This is a genomic window from Ruegeria sp. YTSC004 (genome assembly GCF_059609805.1).
This window is the reverse complement of sequence record NZ_JBXWMJ010000001.1, coordinates 655,301-673,234: the sequence shown is the minus strand read 5'-3', so window position 1 is coordinate 673,234 and position 17,934 is coordinate 655,301. Positions and strand designations below refer to the sequence as shown.

General features: G+C 57.4%; 16 protein-coding genes, 1 tRNA gene and 1 pseudogene. 14 read left to right on the top strand and 4 right to left on the bottom strand.

Annotated features, from left to right (window positions below; all coding sequences use genetic code 11):
• Positions 1-6: 6 nt before the first annotated feature.
• The 14 genes and pseudogenes from AC2FFP_RS03315 to AC2FFP_RS03250 all read left to right on the top strand — a co-directional run.
• A complete protein-coding gene (locus AC2FFP_RS03315; RefSeq protein ID WP_496740692.1) occupies positions 7-1,029 on the top strand; it encodes a carbohydrate ABC transporter permease in 1,023 nt (340 codons plus the stop codon).
• A 1-nt stretch (position 1,030) separates the two neighbouring features.
• Positions 1,031-2,185, top strand: coding sequence for a carbohydrate ABC transporter permease (locus AC2FFP_RS03310; protein WP_170561322.1), 1,155 nt, complete (start codon positions 1,031-1,033; stop codon positions 2,183-2,185).
• Positions 2,186-2,312: 127 nt separating this feature from the next.
• Positions 2,313-2,843, top strand: a complete 531-nt coding sequence (locus AC2FFP_RS03305) for an ester cyclase (protein ID WP_108859141.1) — start codon at positions 2,313-2,315, stop codon at positions 2,841-2,843.
• An 11-nt stretch (positions 2,844-2,854) separates the two neighbouring features.
• A complete protein-coding gene (hisD, locus tag AC2FFP_RS03300; protein ID WP_496725437.1) occupies positions 2,855-4,186 on the top strand; it encodes a histidinol dehydrogenase in 1,332 nt (443 codons plus the stop codon).
• A complete protein-coding gene (locus tag AC2FFP_RS03295) occupies positions 4,183-5,235 on the top strand; it encodes an ester cyclase (RefSeq protein WP_496768848.1) in 1,053 nt (350 codons plus the stop codon). The genes hisD and AC2FFP_RS03295 overlap by 4 nt, the downstream gene beginning before the upstream one ends.
• Entirely contained in the window at positions 5,235-5,999 is a 765-nt protein-coding gene (locus AC2FFP_RS03290) for an SDR family NAD(P)-dependent oxidoreductase (protein ID WP_496768846.1), read from the top strand. The genes AC2FFP_RS03295 and AC2FFP_RS03290 overlap by 1 nt, the downstream gene beginning before the upstream one ends.
• Complete coding sequence (locus tag AC2FFP_RS03285) at positions 5,999-7,042, top strand: LacI family DNA-binding transcriptional regulator (RefSeq protein WP_496725441.1); 1,044 nt, start codon at positions 5,999-6,001, stop codon at positions 7,040-7,042. The genes AC2FFP_RS03290 and AC2FFP_RS03285 overlap by 1 nt, the downstream gene beginning before the upstream one ends.
• Positions 7,039-8,028: a nuclear transport factor 2 family protein gene (locus tag AC2FFP_RS03280; protein ID WP_496880705.1), complete on the top strand. Its 990-nt coding sequence runs from the start codon at positions 7,039-7,041 to the stop codon at positions 8,026-8,028. The genes AC2FFP_RS03285 and AC2FFP_RS03280 overlap by 4 nt, the downstream gene beginning before the upstream one ends.
• A gap of 192 nt (positions 8,029-8,220) precedes the next feature.
• A complete protein-coding gene (locus tag AC2FFP_RS03275; RefSeq protein WP_496768842.1) occupies positions 8,221-9,186 on the top strand; it encodes a cupin domain-containing protein in 966 nt (321 codons plus the stop codon).
• Positions 9,183-9,785 (top strand): class I SAM-dependent DNA methyltransferase, encoded by a 603-nt coding sequence (locus tag AC2FFP_RS03270; protein ID WP_496756251.1) that lies wholly within the window; start codon positions 9,183-9,185, stop codon positions 9,783-9,785. The genes AC2FFP_RS03275 and AC2FFP_RS03270 overlap by 4 nt, the downstream gene beginning before the upstream one ends.
• A gap of 10 nt (positions 9,786-9,795) precedes the next feature.
• On the top strand, positions 9,796-10,920 hold the full coding sequence (locus AC2FFP_RS03265; protein WP_496768840.1) for a cobalamin-independent methionine synthase II family protein: 1,125 nt from the start codon (positions 9,796-9,798) through the stop codon (positions 10,918-10,920).
• The gene (locus AC2FFP_RS03260) at positions 10,917-11,612 is read left to right on the top strand and encodes an alpha/beta fold hydrolase (RefSeq protein ID WP_496768838.1); all 696 of its coding nucleotides are present in this window, start codon (positions 10,917-10,919) and stop codon (positions 11,610-11,612) included. The genes AC2FFP_RS03265 and AC2FFP_RS03260 overlap by 4 nt, the downstream gene beginning before the upstream one ends.
• Positions 11,609-12,304, top strand: coding sequence for an RraA family protein (locus AC2FFP_RS03255; RefSeq protein ID WP_496725449.1), 696 nt, complete (start codon positions 11,609-11,611; stop codon positions 12,302-12,304). Before AC2FFP_RS03260 ends, AC2FFP_RS03255 begins: the two co-directional genes overlap by 4 nt.
• A gap of 153 nt (positions 12,305-12,457) precedes the next feature.
• Positions 12,458-12,591 (top strand): annotated as a pseudogene (locus AC2FFP_RS03250) (IS5/IS1182 family transposase); the annotation flags it as partial.
• Between the two features lie 207 nt (positions 12,592-12,798).
• On the opposite strand, the gene AC2FFP_RS03245 reads toward AC2FFP_RS03250, so the two are convergent.
• The 4 genes from AC2FFP_RS03245 to AC2FFP_RS03230 form a co-directional block, all read right to left on the bottom strand.
• Positions 12,799-12,875: transfer RNA gene (locus AC2FFP_RS03245), tRNA-Met, on the bottom strand.
• 81 nt (positions 12,876-12,956) lie between these two features.
• Entirely contained in the window at positions 12,957-13,931 is a 975-nt protein-coding gene (locus AC2FFP_RS03240) for an alpha/beta fold hydrolase (RefSeq protein ID WP_496768837.1), read from the bottom strand.
• A gap of 4 nt (positions 13,932-13,935) precedes the next feature.
• A complete protein-coding gene (locus AC2FFP_RS03235) occupies positions 13,936-15,405 on the bottom strand; it encodes a flavin-containing monooxygenase (RefSeq protein ID WP_496843746.1) in 1,470 nt (489 codons plus the stop codon).
• A gap of 103 nt (positions 15,406-15,508) precedes the next feature.
• Positions 15,509-17,929: a GcvT family protein gene (locus tag AC2FFP_RS03230; protein WP_496880704.1), complete on the bottom strand. Its 2,421-nt coding sequence runs from the start codon at positions 17,927-17,929 to the stop codon at positions 15,509-15,511.
• Positions 17,930-17,934: the final 5 nt, after the last annotated feature.

Sequence of the window (17,934 nt, the reverse complement as noted above, 5' to 3'; positions counted from 1 at the left end):
AGAGCCATGAACTTCCGGACATTTGCTGCTTTTGTCGGTCCCTCTGTCTTTATGATGCTTCTCTTCATCGCGTTCCCGCTGGTCAGCGTGTTCAAGCAGAGTTTCTATGTCACTCAGCCGATCTATGAGACGGTTGAAAAAGAAACCTGTACCCCCGGTTTCCTGACCCAGACCTGTGTGACTGAAAATGTGTCGCAGCCAAAGTTGGATGAGCATGGTGAGATAATCACGCAAACCCAGTACGTGGGGTTGCAAAGCTATCGCAATGTTCTGGAACCTGACCGTGCATGGCGCGCCATAAGTGATGGCAGCTGGCATGTGCTGTCGACGATCAATTTCTGGAAGGCCCTGCGGTTCACTCTGACGTTTACTTTGATCACCCTGCCGCTGGTGGTCGGTTGCGGGCTTGGGATTGCCATTCTGATAAACAATGCCGCGCGTTCTATCCGCGGCCCGGTGATATTCGTCTCTCTGCTACCTTTTATCATCACTCCGGTGATCGGAGTTCTGTCAATCAATTGGCTGTTTCGCGGCGACGGTATCCTGACTGCGATGATGGAATGGTGGCTGAACCGTGACATAGCCCTGTTTGCCCAGGCTTGGACGATTGAAGTCCTGATGATGATCTACCGCGTCTGGCACGTGGCGCCCTTTGCGGCCATCATCTTTTACGCCGGTCTCCAAACGGTTAATCAAGACAGTTTGGAGAGCGCGGTAATTGACGGGGCGACCCGCTGGCAGCGGCTGAAATACATCGTCATTCCGCATCTGATGCCGCTTATCATATTTGTATCAATGATCCACCTGATGGACAGCTACCGCGTGTTCGAAGAAATCGTAGGCTTCTCAAGCCAGGGCTATGTGATCTCGCTACAGTGGCTGACCTTTGACTACCTGACGCCGGATCAGGCGGGTAACCGGTCGATCAGCCGTGCCTCGGCCAACTCGATGCTGACCATGATTGGCGTTGTCATCCTGCTTATCCTTCCGCTGCGCCGCACATGGCGCGATCATAAAGGAGGTCACTGATATGTCCTCGCGTGCGCTTCGCCAGCCTTTTGGCCTGCGGCTGACTTCAAACATCTTCCTTGCGCTGTGGTGCCTGATCGCGGCCTTCCCGATCTTCTGGATCGTGGTGATGAGCTTCAAGTCGCCAGTGGATGCCTTCGACAGCAACGCGTTGAACGTGATCTTCGGTCCTGCCACTCTGGGCGTTGGCAAAGGTCTTTCGCTGCTGGACATCATTCTGGGCATCGCGGTGATTTGGGCGACGATTGTGATCTCCACAAAAACACTCCCGTCGATGGTGAAGTCTTACACGAAACCCGAGCAAGAATGGTTTGGCTGGGTGATCGGCGTGCTGGTTGTTCTTGTTGGCTTTCTGCTTGCATTCTTTGTCGTCCTGCCCGCCGTTCTAAACGTGCTGAACCCCTGGTTCGGACCCTTGGGTCGGGACGTGCTTGGCCTGACCACCGAACACTACAAGACCGTCTGGATTGACCGGGGCTTTTCAAACAACTTCAAAAACTCACTGATCGTGACAACAGGTGTGGTGACCGTGTCGCTGACCGTTGGCACGTTGGCGGGATATGGTCTGGCACGGTCTGGATCGACTTTGGCTTTCTGGATCCTGATTGTCGCCTTGGTGTTCCGGGCCCTGCCGCATTCGGTGCTGGTGGCCGGTTATCTACCGGTATTCATCAACTCGGCCGAGTGGCTGGCCCCGATCCTGGGTGAAAACGCACCGACGCTGTATGGCAAGCCATTTGCGGTGATCGCCGTTCTGGTTGCGATCAATCAGCCATTCACGATCTGGATGCTGCGTTCGTTCTTTCAGAATATCCCGGCAGAGCTGGATGAGGCTGCGCGCGTTGATGGTTGCAGCCATTTTCAGGCCTTCCGCCGTGTGATCATGCCGGTAATGTGGCCGGGGGTGATCACCACAGGTCTGTTCAGCTTCCTGCTGGCGTATAACGACTTTCTTGTCACTGCACTGCTGCTGGATGCGCAGAACCAGACCATGGTTCCCGCTATTGTCGGCATGTTCAACCGAGAGACGACAACAACCGATCAGGTGGTCGCGGTTGCCGCCGCCGTGTCGATCACTGCGCCGCTGATCTTCCTTGTTCTGATCTTCCAGCGCCAGATCGTCAGCGGTCTGACAGCCGGAGCGGTCAAAGGCTGATGAGCAACCATGCACGCCATAACGCCATGTCGCGCCACCCGGCGCTGAACAGGATGCCGAGGGACTTTCTGAGTATAGGGGCTGCGATCCCCAAACTCTCTCTCTGGCAACCTGAAAGGACATAGACATGAAAGGTTCCCGTCCCGAACAAGCGGTCCTGACCCGCGACACGGACATGAGCAAAACCGAAGACACGCGCCGCGTGATCGAAACCATGGTGGATGGTCTGAACGATCACCGCATTGATGACATCGGAGAATTCTTCACCCAAGGCTTCCGCTGGATGGGCAATCAAGGCTGCGGCACCAAAACCGGGCTGAAAGAGTTTCAGGAAAACTGGCAGCGCCCGTTTCAAGCGGCGTTTTCGGACAAAACCTGCATCGATGAAGCCCGTCTTTACATGGGCGAATGGGCAGCAGCCTTTGGTCGTCAGGAAGCAACCCATACGGGTGAGTTTCTGGGCATCGCCCCTACCGGCAAGCGGGTCGAGATCCGCTATATGGATTTTTGGAAAGTCGTTGACGGCAAGATCGTCGACAACTGGGTGAATGTCGATTTCGCACATGTCGCGGCGCAACTGGGCGTCGACCTGTTCAACGGCGAAGGCTGGGAAGCATTTGACCGGGGTGAGAAATGTCCACCCCGGCCCGAAAACTGAGGATTGGAAACATGGCAATCGAGTATCTTAAACGCGGCAAATCCGATGCGGACCGGGCTGAAGATGATGCCAAGACCCGCGCCGTGGTTGAGGCGACGCTGAAAGACATTGAAACCCGCGGTGATGCTGCGGTGCGTGAGTTGAGTGAGAAGTTCGACAACTACTCGCCAGCCTCGTTCCGCCTGAGCCAGAAGGAAATCGATGACTTGATCGGTCAACTGACCGATAGGGAACTGGCCGACATAAAATTCGCACAGGAACAGGTGCGCAACTTTGCGCAGGCTCAGCGGGATTCAATGCTGGACATTGAGGTCGAAACCCTGCCGGGCGTGATCCTTGGCCATAAGAACATCCCCGTACAATCGGTCGGATGTTATGTCCCCGGTGGCAAGTTCCCAATGGTGGCCTCGGCTCACATGTCCGTGGCCACGGCTTCGGTCGCGGGTGTCCCTCGTATCATTGCCTGCACGCCTCCGTTCAAAGGCAAGCCGAACCCAGCAGTGATTGCGGCCATGCATTTGGGTGGCGCGCATGAGATCTACGTTATGGGTGGCATACAGGCCATTGGTGCGATGGCTTTGGGCACCGAGACGATTGATCCGGTCCACATGCTGGTTGGCCCCGGCAACGCTTTTGTTGCCGAAGCCAAGCGCCAGTTGTTCGGGCGCGTCGGCATTGATCTGTTTGCAGGTCCCACCGAAACCATGGTGATCGCGGACGAGACCGCGGCAGATGCCGAGCTATGCGCAACCGACCTGCTGGGGCAGGCCGAACACGGATACAACAGCCCCTGCGTGTTGCTGACAAACTCTGAAAAGCTTGCTAATGAGACGCTCTCCGAGGTGGACCGCCTGTTGGGCATCCTGCCGACCGCCGACACTGCGAAAGTGTCCTGGGAGGAATATGGCGAGGTGATTGTCTGCGACACGTATGACGAGATGCTGCAGGTTGCCGATGATATCGCCTCGGAACATGTGCAGGTGATGACGGATCGTGACGACTGGTTCCTTGAGAATATGACCTGCTACGGCGCGTTGTTCCTTGGTCCGCGCACCAACGTGTCAAACGGGGACAAGGTGATTGGTACGAACCACACCCTGCCAACGAAGAAGGCCGGGCGCTACACCGGTGGGCTTTGGGTCGGGAAGTACCTGAAAACGCACAGTTATCAGAAAGTTCTGACCAACGAGGCGGCGACACTAATCGGCGAATACGGCTCGCGTCTGTGCATGTTGGAAGGTTTTGTAGGCCACGCAGAACAGTGCAACGTCCGCGTGCGTCGCTATGGTGGCATCAATGTGCCCTATGGCGAACCCGCGCCGTATCGGGATGCCGCTGAATGAGTGACAGGCATACTCAACACAAGGCCCTGATCGCTCCGCTCAGGGCCGCGATGTATGATTTTTCCGAGGCCGGTGTTCGCGCGGCACTGGCCGAGGTAACGGCCTCGGACGCCGTTTTCCACCTATGCCATCCCTTTGGCGACAGCATTGGCAGCGACGCTTTCTATGACCGCGCCTATAAAGATCTGTTGGTTGCCTGGCCCGATCTGGAACGGCGGGATTATATCGTCATGGGTGGACCGGATGAACATGGTTCTGACTGGATTGGATGCGGCGGCTACTACACCGGTACGTTCACCGGCCCGTGGCTGGACATCCCGCCGACAGGCCACCAGGTCACCATGCGGTTTCATGAGTTTTACCGTTTCGAAAACGGCAAAGTTGCTGAAATGCAAGCCCTTTGGGATATCCCCGAGGTTATGATTCAGGCAAGTACCTGGCCCATGGCCCCCAGTCTTGGCCGCGAATGGCACGTGCCCGGGCCGGCCGCGCAGGACGGGTTGGTACCTGGGCCCCATGATGAGGCCAAAGGTAAAGAGACCTGCAAACACATCATCGACATGCTGGAGCACCTCAAGAAACACCCGTCGCAAGGCGGCCCCGAGGTGATGGAGATGGAGCGGTTCTGGCATCCCCGTATGAATTGGTACGGCCCCTCAGGCATCGGCACCGGACGAGGCTATGCAGGATTCCGTAACTGGCACCAGATTCCGTTCCTGAACGGGATGCCGGATCGCGGGAAATACGTCGAGGACATCACCTACCATTTCTTCGGCGATGGCGAATACGCGGCTGTGACCGGCTGGCCTAATATGATCCAGACCGTCACCCATGACGGATGGATGGGGATCGCGCCTGCGGGCCAGAAGATCACCATGCGCAGCCTCGATTTTTGGCGGCAGGAAAACGGGCGCATTCGTGAAAACTGGGTGCTGGTCGATCTTCTGGATGCTTATCGTCAGCTAGGCGTTGACGTCTTTGCCCGTCTGCGGGAATTCAACAAGGCCCGAAACATGGGGCGCATTGATATACCGGATGGAATGAGCTGATGACTGAACTGCCGCGCACCCCTTCGTTTTCCCTGACAGGAAAGACCGCCCTGGTGACAGGTGCCTCTTCAGGCATTGGGCAGGGCTGTGCCGTGGCGCTGGCCGAGGCGGGCGCGCATGTCGTCTGTGCGGCCAGAGGCGAGGACCGGTTGAATGATACGGTGGCTGCTCTGCAGGGGCAGGGCTGGTCAGCCGAAGCGCTTGTGCTGGACCAGGGCGATCTGGGAAAGCTGAAACAGCTTTTCGAAACGCGAAACTTCGAAGTCGTGGTGAACTCGGCCGGGGTCGCCCGTCATAGCCCCGCAATTGAAACGACACCCGAAGACTTCGATGTCGTTACCGGCGTCAACTTGCGTTCCGCCTACTTCCTTTCCGCCTATGCTGCGCGTGCCTTGATCGATGCTGGCAAGCCAGGGTCCATAATTCATATCTCCAGTCAAATGGGCCATGTGGGCGGCGTAGACAGGGCGCTTTACTGTGCAACCAAGCATGGGCTCGAAGGTATGGTCAAATCCATGGCCATCGAATGGGGCAAGCAGGGCATCCGAATCAACACGGTCTGCCCGACGTTCATTCGAACGCCTCTGACCCAATCCACCTTTGACAACCCAGAACGCGCCGCGTGGATCATGGAAAAGATCAAACTGGGTCGCGTGGGCGAGGTCGAAGATATCATGGGTGCGGTACGCTACCTCGCCTCGGATGCCTCAGCGCTGGTTACAGGCACCTCGATGTTGATTGACGGAGGTTGGACAGCAGATTGATGGCTGAGAAAGTAACATCACTCCAGGTCGCGCAACTGGCCGGTGTCAGCCAATCCGCCGTCAGTCGCGTCTTCACGCCGGGCGCTTCGGTCAGCAAGAAGACGGAAGAAAAGGTGCGCAAAGCCGCGACTGAGCTTGGGTATCGCCCCAATGTATTGGCGCGCGCGATGGTGTCGGGCAAAAGCCGCATCATCGGTTTGGTCGTCGCCTATTTGGACAACTATTTCTACCCCGAAGCGCTCGAGAAGCTGTCGAACGAGTTGCAGGAGCAGGGCTATCACGTCCTGATTTTCATGGCCTCCAGAACCGCCGGAAACATTGACGACGTTATGGAGGAAATTCTTGATTATCAGGTTGATGGCGTGATCCTGGCCTCGGTCGCGATGTCGTCCGATATCGCAACACGGTGCCAACAAGCTGGTGTGCCGGTCGTGCTGTTCAACCGTAGTCAGGATATCGACGGGATCACCTCTGTGACCTCTGACAATTATTCCGGCGGCCGCAAGGTCGCTGAATTCTTTATTGCCGCAGGCCACGGTCGCATCGCTTACATTGCCGGTTGGCAGGGTGCCTCAACCCAGCGAGACCGCGAGGCCGGGTTTCGCGCCGCTCTCGGTGATGCAGGTCAGGATCTGTACGCCTATGAAATAGGAGAGTTTCTGACCGAGAATGCGCGATTGGCCGCGCGCCGCATGTTTGATGTTGAACCGCAAAAACGGCCCGATGCGGTGTTCGTCGCCAATGACCATATGGCGCTTGCCGTGATGGACGTCATTCGGTTTGAACTTGGAATGCGTATACCAGAAGATGTTTCTGTCGTTGGATACGATGATGTTCCGCAGGCCGGATGGCTTGCCTATAATCTCACCACCATTCGTCAGCGCGCCAACCTGATGGTGGCGGAAACCGTTGATGCCTTGTTGGACCATATTGAAAACCCGGCAGTTGCCGCAGCCCGCAAGGTCGCGATTGATGGGCCGTTGATCGTGCGCACTTCGGCACGGCTGCCCAAAGGCTGGACCCCGCAAAGGATGAAAACATGAAAGGCTTTGATCCCAAGTTCCGGGATTTTCCCGACTATATCATCGGAATTACCAAAGAGATCTGGGAAGACCGGGGCATCGCAACCCTGCACGAGTATTACAGCGAAGATATCGTCGTTCGCTCACCCGGTTCGGTGGTTTTGGGAAATCAGAATGTGATCGGCGCGACGATGGCGACCCTGGCCGAGTTTCCGGACCGGCAGTTGATGGGTGAAGATGTGATCTGGTCGGGCACGCCGGAAGAAGGCATGCTGAGCTCTCACCGCATCCTGTCTACTGCCACGCATCTGGCCGAGGGGGTTTACGGCAAACCTACGGGTACAAAACTATGCTATCGAATTCTGGCCGACTGCCACGCCATCGACAACCAGATCAACGACGAATGGTTGATCCGCGATCAGGGCGCGATTGTGCGGCAGATGGGCTGGGACCCAAAGGAATACGCCGCTGGTCTGATTGCGCGCGAGGGCGGTAAGGACAGCTGCACCAAGCCTCTGACCCCCGAAATCGACCAGCCCGGCCCCTACAAGGGTCGCGGAAATGATAATGCGTGGGGGCAGCGATATGCTGATATCCTGACCCGGATCATGAGTGCCGATATGGGCACAATCGCGGCTGAATATGACCGTGCGGTGCAGTCTGAGTATGTGGGCGGCGTCACGGGGCATGGCTGGAATGCCGTCGACCGGTTCTGGATGGGGCTGCGGGCGAGTTTCCCGAATGCTGAATTCAAGATTGAACACCAGATCGGGCGCGACGACCCGGATATGCCGCCGCGATCAGCAATTCGCTGGAGCCTTTGGGGCAAGCATGACGGCTGGGGCATGTTCGGGGCGCCGTCAGGGGCACAGGTTTATGTCCTCGGGATCAGCCATGCCGAGTTTGGCGCACTGATTGCGGGGCAACTGCAGTTGCGCCGTGAATATACTCTGTTCGATGAAACCTCGGTCTGGAAGCAGATCCTGTTGCAGAGCGGAGAGGTCTGAGTGGCCCGTCCGGTCGTATATCGTATCCTTGCAGGTGGTCTGCGTGAAACCGGAGCCCGTCGACGTTTCCATATGTTCCGTCAAAGCCTGCGGGCGCGGCGACTGAATCTGCGCCCTCCAGGGGAGTGAGCGCCTGTGCCGCCAGAGCACACGAGCTTGCATTCCAGAAAACAAAAAATCGGATCATACGTCATGACCAAATCAGCCATCACTTCCCGCATTGTCCGCTACGGCGAGCTCCAACCCTGTAAAACCGCATTTATCGATGCCCATACGCCGGGCAGCGATCAGAAAGAGAATTTCACGATCATCGGCGGTGGCGTCTCGGAATCGCCAGATCAGCATGTGCACATCACCGACAAGATCGGCTTCAACATCGGTGCCGCAGGTCAGCCGCCGAAATGCCGGAACTCATTGCACAGCCACACAACGGCCGAGGTTTTCTTTGTTGCCAAAGGACGCTGGCGCTTTTTCTGGGGCCTTTATGGCACCGCTGGTGAGTTCATCGCCGAGGAGGGCGATATTTTCAACATCCCGACCGGCATCTTCCGTGGTTTCGAAAACGTTGGCCAGGACTACGGTATGATCATGGCAATCCTGGGCGGTGACGACGCGGGCGGAGGCGTCACTTGGGCTCCTCAGGTCATCGAAGATGCGCAGGCGCATGGTCTGATGCTGGGCGACAATGGCGTTCTGTACGACACCAAGAAAGGTCAGGAGCTGCCTCATAATGTGCACCCAATGCCCTTGCTGACCGAAGAGCAGTTGAAGGGCTACCCTGAGGTTCCGGTTGAGGATGTCGTCGGCAAATATGTTGCACGGTATTGGGATCTGATGGCGTTGTCGGCCAATAAGCCTGCGCAGGTGATTGGTGAGAGCGGGTTGATCAAGGATAAGCCGGGGTTTGCGGTAGACTTCCTTGGCCGGGGGTCCTCTGTGACCGAACCGATTGCGGCGGATAAACCTGTGGTTCTGATGCCAGCCAGCGGTCACTGGCATATCTCGATCGACGAGCACGAAACCACAATTTCGACAGGTGACACGGCTCTGGTTTTGCCCGGTGAATCCTATAGCGTTCAGCCATCAATGACCGGGCAGGCGGGCCTGTACCGGATCACTGCAACCGATGAACCGGCAGGAGCGACCTGGACAGGATGAGCGCAGACCCGAACGACACCCAAGCCATATATGAGCGGCAAGCCACAGAGTATGACAAGCGCCGCTCTAAAGCCCTTTTCGAGGCGCGCTGGTTGGCGCGCTTCACGGCCAGCCTCAAACCGGGTGACCACGTACTGGATCTGGGCTGTGGCACAGGCGATCCCATTGCGCGCTGGTTTATGGCCGAAGGGTTTGACGTCACGGGTGTCGATTTTTCCGCAGCCATGCTGAAAATCGCCAAAGAACGCTGGCCGGACGGGGATTGGCGGATGGCTGACATGCGGGATTTTGAGCTGGATCAGCAATTCGATGGGATCATCGCCTGGAACAGCTTTTTTCACCTGACGGCAGATGAGCAGAAGGGCTGCATCACCCGCATGGCACGCCATTTACATAACGGTGGAATGCTGATGTTGACCGTAGGCCCACGCGCTGGGGAAGTCAGCGGTACGGTCGGATCAGAGCTTGTCTATCACGCCTCGTTGTCCCCGGCCGGTTATGCAACGTGCCTTGAAGAGAACGGGCTGCAATTGACCGGCTTTTTGGCCGAAGACCCCGAAACTCAAAGCCATACTGTGCTGATGGCACGAAAACTGTAAGGAGGTCTTTATGGCCGTAAAAACCACACATGTTGGGTCTTTGCCCCGAACACAGGACGTCGTGGATCTTATCTTTGCCAGGGAAAACGGCGAACCTTATGAAGCAGCCGCGTTTGATACGTGTATGACCGCCGCAGTCTCTGAAACGGTGCGCAAACAGGTCGAAGCCGGCGTTGATATAGTCAGCGACGGTGAGACTTCGAAGATTTCTTATGCAACCTATGTCAAGGACCGCTACACCGGGTTTTCCGGCGACAGCCCTCGAAATGCGCCTGCTGATTTGAAGATGTTCCCCGGCTTTCTGCAGCGGCTGGCCAATGACGGCGGCACGCCGCAATACGCCCGACCAATGTGCACCGGAGAAGTGCGATCAAAAGGGCAGGGTGAGTTAGAGAAGGACATCGCCAACCTCAAAGCGGCTATGGCGCAGCATGGGGTCGAGCGCGGTTTCATGAATGCCGCGTCCCCGGGCGTGATCTCACTGTTTTTGCAGAACGATTTCTACCCCACGCGTGAGGCCTATCTGGCGGCGCTGGCCGATGCCATGAAAGAGGAATACGAGACCATCGTGGCCGCAGGTCTGGATCTGCAACTGGATTGTCCCGATCTGGCCTTGTCGCGCCATATGCTGTTCACAGACCTTTCAGACGACGCGTTCGTCGAAATCGCCGATATGCATGTCGAGGCGCTGAACCACGCGCTTCAGAACGTCCCGCAGGATCGCGTGCGGGTGCATATCTGCTGGGGCAACTATGAGGGTCCGCATTGCTGCGACATTGCGATGGACAAGGTGTTCAACACCCTGATGGCGACCAAATCGCGCTATGTCCTCTTTGAGACCTCGAACCCGCGTCACGCCCACGAGTGGACTGTGTTCCGTGACCGCAAATCTGAGATACCAGATGACAAGGTTCTGGTCCCCGGGGTGGTCGACACCACCACCAATTTCGTCGAGCACCCCGAGCTTGTGGCCCAACGGATCGAACGTTTCACGGGAATCGTCGGCGCGGACCGGGTGATAGCAGGCAGCGATTGTGGCTTTGGCACCTTTGCGGGCTTCGGCGCGGTTGACCCTCAGATCGCCTACGCCAAGTTGGCCGCGCTGTCTGAGGGGGCCAAGCTGGCCTCGGCATGATACCCGTGATCTTCTTGCCTGGCATGATGTGTGACGCCCGCCTTTTTGGTCCGCAGATCAACGCTCTGTCAGGCAGGATGCCGGTGATGACATTCCCGTTGTCGCGACACGACAGCGTGCAAGTCATGGCAGATGACATTCTACAAAATGCGCCGGCTGAATTTGCGCTGGCTGGCTTGTCGATGGGGGGGATCGTGGCCATGGAAGTATTGCGTCAGGCCCCTGCACGTGTCTCGCGCCTGGCCTTACTCGACACAAATCCACTGATTGAAAAGCCAGAAGTTAAAGCCCGCCGCGCGCCCCAGATTGCAACCGTTCGCGACGGCAATCTGAGGTCGGTAATGCGGGACGAGATGAAGCCCAGTTACCTGTCCGACGGGCCTAACCGGGGGGCTATCCTGGATCTGTGCATGGCAATGGCCACCGACTTGGGCCCTGACGTATTTTTGCGCCAATCGCGGGCGCTGATGGATCGCCCGGACCAAAGCGCGACGCTGACGGCTTACACGGGAAAGGCTTTGGTCCTGTGTGGGCAAGAAGACAGGCTGTGCCCCGTTGAACGCCACCAGTTGATGCACGATCTATTGCCAGACAGCGCGCTGGAGATCATCGAAGGCGCCGGGCATCTGCCGACATTGGAACAACCCCAAAAAACCACAGCGGCCTTGATCCGCTGGTTGGAGGACACATGACGCCATCCCTTTTGTCCCTGCTTCGCAAGGTCGACACCCCCACGGTCTGCAATGCCATCGAAGTGGCACAGGGCAAGCGCGGGTTCGACGATTTTACGCGCGGTACCATGCTGTGTTCAGCGCCCGAAGAGCCCGCGATCGTCGGCTATGCCCGTACGGCCAAGATCGCGGCGGTCAATCCGCCGACTGAGCCGCCTGAAGTCATCAAGGCCCGGCGCATGGCTTATTACAAATACATGGCCGAAGCCCCCAACCCGTGCGTCGCTGTGATCGAGGATATGGATTTTCCGGATTGCATCGGAGCCTATTGGGGTGAAATCAATACATCCGTCCACAAGGGTTTTGGTATGTCCGGAGTCGTAACCAATGGCGTCATGAGGGATCTGGGCGACTTACCCAAGGGGTTCCCGGTCGTGGCAGGTTCCGTCGGGCCAAGCCACGGTTTCGTCCACGTCCGCGAGATCGATACACCGGTTTCCGTTTTTGGCCTGACGGTTAATCCTGGCGAATTGGTGCACGCCGACCGTCATGGCGCGTTGGTCGTACCCGGTGATGTCGTTGATCAGCTAGAAGCCGCAATCCAAAAACTATTGGTGACAGAACGCATCGTCTTGGATGCAGCCCGCCAACCGGAGTTTGATTTTGATGCTTTTGAGACCGCTTGGGCGGCTTTCGAAAAAGCCAGGGTCTGATTGTATGAGACTGAGAGTATGAATGCCGATGGGGTGGATCCGATGATTTACACCTAGGGTCAGGATGCATTGATTTTTGCTGCGCTGGATGATTCACGGTTCGGAAAACTGAGCGGTAACATGAGCTACCTTTATTGACTGACCGACGAGCAGATGGCCAAGCTCCTGCCTTTTTTCCGAAGCCGCACGGCAAGCCTCGGTTATATGACAAGCGGGTGTTGAGCGGGATTATCTTCGTCAGACGCAATGGGGTGCGCTGGCGAGACGCCTCGGAAGCCTACCGACCGCTCGGCTATTTCGTTATGGACACGTCAGTCATAGTTTGCCCGGAAAATCCCACCAAATTGTCTGAAAGCTGCCGCCGCGCTACACATAGTGCCAAATTTTTTCCGGAGTTTGGAAGGGAATTTCCGCACAAAGTATGGAACAATGATGCTAGCTAGCATCGGCTATCAAAAAAATATTTTTTTATTCAGATGGTTATTTGGGGGATTTGGTAGCGGAGGAGGGACTTGAACCCCCGACACGCGGATTATGATTCCGCTGCTCTAACCAACTGAGCTACTCCGCCATGAGTGAGAGGCGATTTAAGCGAGGGGCCGGAAAGGGTCAAGGGGGAAACACCGACTTACGGAGATTATTTTTGCCCCGATCAATCTGCTTTGGTTGCCTGTTGTGCGGCGACCCCAGGAGTATCAGCAATTCTACGAATGAAGGCCGCGCAGGCGTCGGGTGCGGTGATCGGGATCATATGGCCCAACCCTTCGATCTGTTCGTCGCTCAATCCGAACCGGGTCATGGGGGCACCGTTGGCGGTGGGTGAAAGTATGGTGTCTTGCGCGCCGTACAGAATGCCGCCGGGTACGGACAAGTCGGTATAGCGGTCTACCTGGGCTCCGATACTTTCATCCACCCCTACAACATCCTGCGACGCGGCAATGAAGGCCGAAGGGCGCAACCCCAGCGCACCGCCGGCGCGGTCCAGAAAGTCATCTGGCGCGGGTTCCGGATAGAAAACGGCTCCCAATGTATGCGGGGCGGTCTTAGCCGATATGGGGACAGCGATCGTGTTGCCGATAAAGTTGCGCAACCACTCGGTACGTATTTCCAGCGGTTTAAAAACTTGCGGCGTGTTCGACAGCTTTTGCGTCAACGGGGCGAGCAAAGCGAGCGCTTTGGCTTTCTCCGGGTGTTCCAAAGCCATGGCCAGCGATACGGCCCCGCCCAATGAGTGCCCGACCAGAACGGCGTTGGAAATGCCTTTGGTGTCCAGAAACTCTTGAATCATGCGGGCCTGTTCGGGCAAGCGCCCAAGATCGGCGCTATCGCGGGTTGAGTATCCGCAGCCAGGGCGGTCGACTGCGATGACGTGATAGTCATCCGCCAACAGGTCCATCAGAGAATAGGTGAAATGCTGCAGTTGCCCCGCAAGCCCGTGGATCATGATGACTGTCTGCTTAGTGGGGTCGCCCTTTTCCACGTAATGAATGCTGCCGCCGCGCACCGGGACAATCTGTCCAAGTTGCGGGACGCGCTGCAACCCCTGCCGGGTCAGTCGCCGGGTCCACAGGTTCATGCCGACAAAGAAGCCGCCGACCAGAAGGGCGATAATTAGAATTGTGGTCATCTCATCACTTTCCGCCTGAGGAAGGGGCAGGTTGGTATTGTTCCAGCCCGGATTGCGCCATGCGCTTTTCATACTCTGAAACGGTCCCGGGCCAAAGCGTCGTGTTCCGGCCCAGTGCATCCTTATACCATGAGGCGCAGCCACCCACCTGCCATACGCTGCCTTTGTGCCGTTCGCGCATCTCCTGTTCGAAGGCTTCCTGGTAGTCCGGGCGGGGTGTTATAATCTGCAGTCCGTCGCGGTTCATCTGGTCCAGCACTCGGCCGATGTGGCGAACCTGTGCTTCGATCATCAGCACAACCGAGTTGTGACCGAGGCCGGTATGTGGCCCGAGCAAGATGAAGAAATTGGGGAAACCTGCGATGGCAGTACCCAAATGCGCTTTCATTCCGTCCGACCATGCCTGGCGCAATGTCAGTCCATCGGATCCCGTTATGTCGAGGCGCTCGACGACATCTGTGACATGAAACCCGGTGCCCCAGATCAGAACGTCAGCATGTGTTCGGCTTCCGTCAGAGGAAAGGATCTGATCGCCCTCAATTGATGCCACACCGTGCGGGAGAACTGTCACGTTTTCACGCGCCAGTGCCGGGTACCAATCGTTCGAGCTGAGGATGCGTTTGCAACCGATCCTATAGTCCGGCGTCAGCTGTTTGCGCAGGCCTGGGTCGGCGATCGCGCTTTCCAACGATTTGCGCCACATCTTCATGGCAAAATTTACCATCCGTTTTTCGCCGCTGAACACGCGGTGGCGATACTCGAAGACCATGTAAACCAGTTTCCGGCGTGCCCAAGGTAACACCGGGATGCTGCGATAAAGGCGGCGTAACCAGGGCGCGATTGGGCCATCCGGGCGGGGCAGGACATAGGGCGCGCTGCGTTGAAAGATTGTGACGTGTGCAGCAGTTTTCGCAATCTCTGGAACAAACTGGACAGCGGATGCGCCGGTTCCGACAACTGCGATGCGTTTTTCCTCAAGCGGCGCGTCGTGATCCCACTCGGCAGAGTGAAAGCAAGGCCCGGGAAAACTGTCCGCACCGGGTAAATCGGGGATGCTGGGCAGATGCAGCGCTCCTATGGCCGAGACCAGAAACCGCGCCGACCAGCGCTGCCCACTTTCGGTTTCCACCTGCCAGCGCATGCCGTCCCAGCGGGCAGATTTCAGCTGTTGATCGAAATGGCACAGCTCGTAAATCCCCTCATCAAGGCAGACCTTTTTCAGATAGGCCTGAATTTCAGCACCGCCCGCATAAGCCCGGCTCCAGTCCGGGTTCAGATGCGTTGCCATGGAATAGAGGTGCGATGGGATATCACATGCGACACCGGGATAGGTGTTCTCACGCCACGTCCCGCCAATCTCATTCGCTTTTTCAAGGATCGCAATATTCTTGATGCCCCGTTTTCGGGCCTCAATCGCCATCGTCAGGCCGGAAAATCCAGCGCCGACGATCAGCATATCGGTTTGATATTCCATGCGCCCGTCCCTCCCAAAACGACCGATATGGTTGGGTCAGACTATAGGCGCTGGAATGCGTGAGAACAGCCTCTTGTAGGGTCAGGCGCCTTTCACGGTTTATTCAGCCGCGCAGGATTTCACCATTTGGATCAAAAGGCGGCTCGGACAGAATGGTCGCCTTGTGCGGATGTCCCAATACCATCACCTCGACCTCATCCCCTGCTTTGGCACCGGTCACAAAGCCAAGCGCCAGAGACATGCCGACGGAATAACCATAAGCGCCTGAGGTCACGCGGCCGATACCCTGACCATTTTTGAAGATTGGCTCACCGCCAGTCGCGTCGGCGTTCGACGCGCTGGTGTCGGCCTCATCCAGTTGCAAAAGGACAAGCTGTTCGCGGGCAGGGTTGGCTAAAACGGTCTCGGCTGCGTTCTTGTTCAGAAAGTCTTTACTGAACTTGCACAACCGATCCAGACCTACCTCATGCGGCCAGTATTCGGGGCTGTATTCGCGGCTCCACGATCCATACCCCTTTTCGACGCGCAATGACATCAGTGCCCGGCTTCCCACTGGGCCTGCGCCAAACTCCTGACCGACCTGAAGCAGGGCGTCATACAGGCGGGCCTGATCTTGGGTGGCGCAGTGCACCTCCCAGCCCAGATCACCCGTGAACGAGACCCGCAGGGCCAACACCTCAATCCCGGCCAGTTCGACTTTCGCCGACCGCATGAACGGAAAATCCTCCGTGGCGAGTGAGGTATTAGTGAGTCGTTGCAAAATCTCGCGCGATTTTGGGCCCGCGGCGTTGAACCCGCACACAGCTTGGGTCTTGCTTTCGAAAGTGGTGCCCTTGGGCAGAGGAACCTGCTTGAAGAACCGCTTGTGATAGCGTTCCGCCATGCCTGAACCGATGACCCAGAATTCGTCCTCGGCCACGCGGGTAACGGTGAAGTCCCCAGCGATTCCTCCGCGTTTCGAGATCAGCGGCGTCAGGCAGGACCGACCTACAGCCTTAGGCATAGTGTTGGCGAAAACTGCGTTGAGCCAACCCTCGGCCCCGGGGCCTTTGCAGACATATTTGGCAAAGTTCGAGATGTCGATGATCCCTGCGCGGTCACGCAGCATACGGCATTCCTCGCCAACCGGCCCCCACCAGTTCTGGCGCGTAAAACCATTGGTGTCTTTGGCACCCGGAGTGTCTGCGAACCATAGCGGATGTTCCCAACCAGCATTCAGGCCGAAGACCGCACCCATTTGAGCCTGCGTGCCGTAGACAGGGCGCGTACGCGCCGGACGACCTGCGCTGCGCTCTTCGTTGGGGAAGTGAATGGCGAACCGGTGGGCGTACTGGTCCTGAACGCGGGCCATTGTGAACTCTTTCGTCGCCCAGTCATCGAACCGAGCCATATCCCAGGCGAACATATCGTACTGCGTTTCACCCTCGATGATCCATTGCGCCGCCATCAGGCCCATGCCGCCAGATTGTGAGAAGCCGGGGATGATACCGTTGCAACAGAAATAGCCGTCGACCTCGGGCACTGGTCCCATCAGCACGTTGCTGTCGGGCGACCAGATCATCGGCCCGTTGATAACCCGCTTGATACCGGCTTCACCCACGGCGGGCAGACGTTCGATGGCGTTCATCATATTCTCTTCGATCCGTTCCAGATCGTCGGGGAAGAGATCATGCGCGAAGTCGAGTGGCGTGCCGTCCTCGGCCCAGAATTTCATGTCCTTTTCATAGGCGCCAACCAGCAGGCCCTGACCTTCCTGCCGCAAGTAATACTCGCCGTCACGATCACTGACTGAGGGCAGCCGGGTGCCATGCGCTGCCACGTCCGCCATTGTTTCGGTCACGAAATACTGGTGCTCAGTCGGTTGTAGGGGCAGCTCAATTCCGGCAAGTTTGGCGACTTCGCGCCCCCACAGACCGGCGGCATTGACGACCCAAGGGGTGTGGATGTCGCCCTTGGGTGTTCGTACGATCCAAGTGCCATCTTCTTGCTGGTCAGTCGCCGTGACGGGGGTAAATCGATGGATCTCGGCTCCGCGTTGCCGGGCGCCCACCGCATAGGCGTTTGTGACGCCCGATGGATCCACATTGCCACCGTCTGGTTCGTACATCACGCAGCGGATGCCATCGTAGTTGACCAGCGGGTTCAGTCGCTGGGCCTCTTCGATGCTGATCTCATAAAAGTTCATGCCGTAAAGCTTGGCCTTAGCGGCTTGCAGCTTCAGCTGATGTTCGCGTTCTTCGGTTTGAGCGAGGTAAAGCGAGCCGGGCTGGAACACGCCGCAGCTTTGGCCGGTTTCGGCCTCAAGCTCTTTGTACAGGTTCATCGTATAGTGCTGAATGCGGCTGATATTGGTGCTGTCATGCAGCCCGTGGATGTTTGCCGCCGCATGCCAGGTCGAGCCTGACGTCAGCTCATCCCGTTCCAGTAGCACCACATCCGACCATCCCAGTTTGGTCAAATGATAGAGGATCGAGCACCCGATCACCCCGCCGCCAATCACCACCGCCTGTGCATTCGTTTTCATGAGCC

Coding starts and splice junctions, on each gene's coding strand:
- AC2FFP_RS03315 (WP_496740692.1), top strand. CDS start 7: ATGAACTTCCGGACATTTGCTGCTTTTGTCGGTCCCTCTGTCTTTATG.
- AC2FFP_RS03310 (WP_170561322.1), top strand. CDS start 1,031: ATGTCCTCGCGTGCGCTTCGCCAGCCTTTTGGCCTGCGGCTGACTTCA.
- AC2FFP_RS03305 (WP_108859141.1), top strand. CDS start 2,313: ATGAAAGGTTCCCGTCCCGAACAAGCGGTCCTGACCCGCGACACGGAC.
- hisD (WP_496725437.1), top strand. CDS start 2,855: ATGGCAATCGAGTATCTTAAACGCGGCAAATCCGATGCGGACCGGGCT.
- AC2FFP_RS03295 (WP_496768848.1), top strand. CDS start 4,183: ATGAGTGACAGGCATACTCAACACAAGGCCCTGATCGCTCCGCTCAGG.
- AC2FFP_RS03290 (WP_496768846.1), top strand. CDS start 5,235: ATGACTGAACTGCCGCGCACCCCTTCGTTTTCCCTGACAGGAAAGACC.
- AC2FFP_RS03285 (WP_496725441.1), top strand. CDS start 5,999: ATGGCTGAGAAAGTAACATCACTCCAGGTCGCGCAACTGGCCGGTGTC.
- AC2FFP_RS03280 (WP_496880705.1), top strand. CDS start 7,039: ATGAAAGGCTTTGATCCCAAGTTCCGGGATTTTCCCGACTATATCATC.
- AC2FFP_RS03275 (WP_496768842.1), top strand. CDS start 8,221: ATGACCAAATCAGCCATCACTTCCCGCATTGTCCGCTACGGCGAGCTC.
- AC2FFP_RS03270 (WP_496756251.1), top strand. CDS start 9,183: ATGAGCGCAGACCCGAACGACACCCAAGCCATATATGAGCGGCAAGCC.
- AC2FFP_RS03265 (WP_496768840.1), top strand. CDS start 9,796: ATGGCCGTAAAAACCACACATGTTGGGTCTTTGCCCCGAACACAGGAC.
- AC2FFP_RS03260 (WP_496768838.1), top strand. CDS start 10,917: ATGATACCCGTGATCTTCTTGCCTGGCATGATGTGTGACGCCCGCCTT.
- AC2FFP_RS03255 (WP_496725449.1), top strand. CDS start 11,609: ATGACGCCATCCCTTTTGTCCCTGCTTCGCAAGGTCGACACCCCCACG.
- AC2FFP_RS03240 (WP_496768837.1), bottom strand. CDS start 13,931: ATGACCACAATTCTAATTATCGCCCTTCTGGTCGGCGGCTTCTTTGTC.
- AC2FFP_RS03235 (WP_496843746.1), bottom strand. CDS start 15,405: ATGGAATATCAAACCGATATGCTGATCGTCGGCGCTGGATTTTCCGGC.
- AC2FFP_RS03230 (WP_496880704.1), bottom strand. CDS start 17,929: ATGAAAACGAATGCACAGGCGGTGGTGATTGGCGGCGGGGTGATCGGG.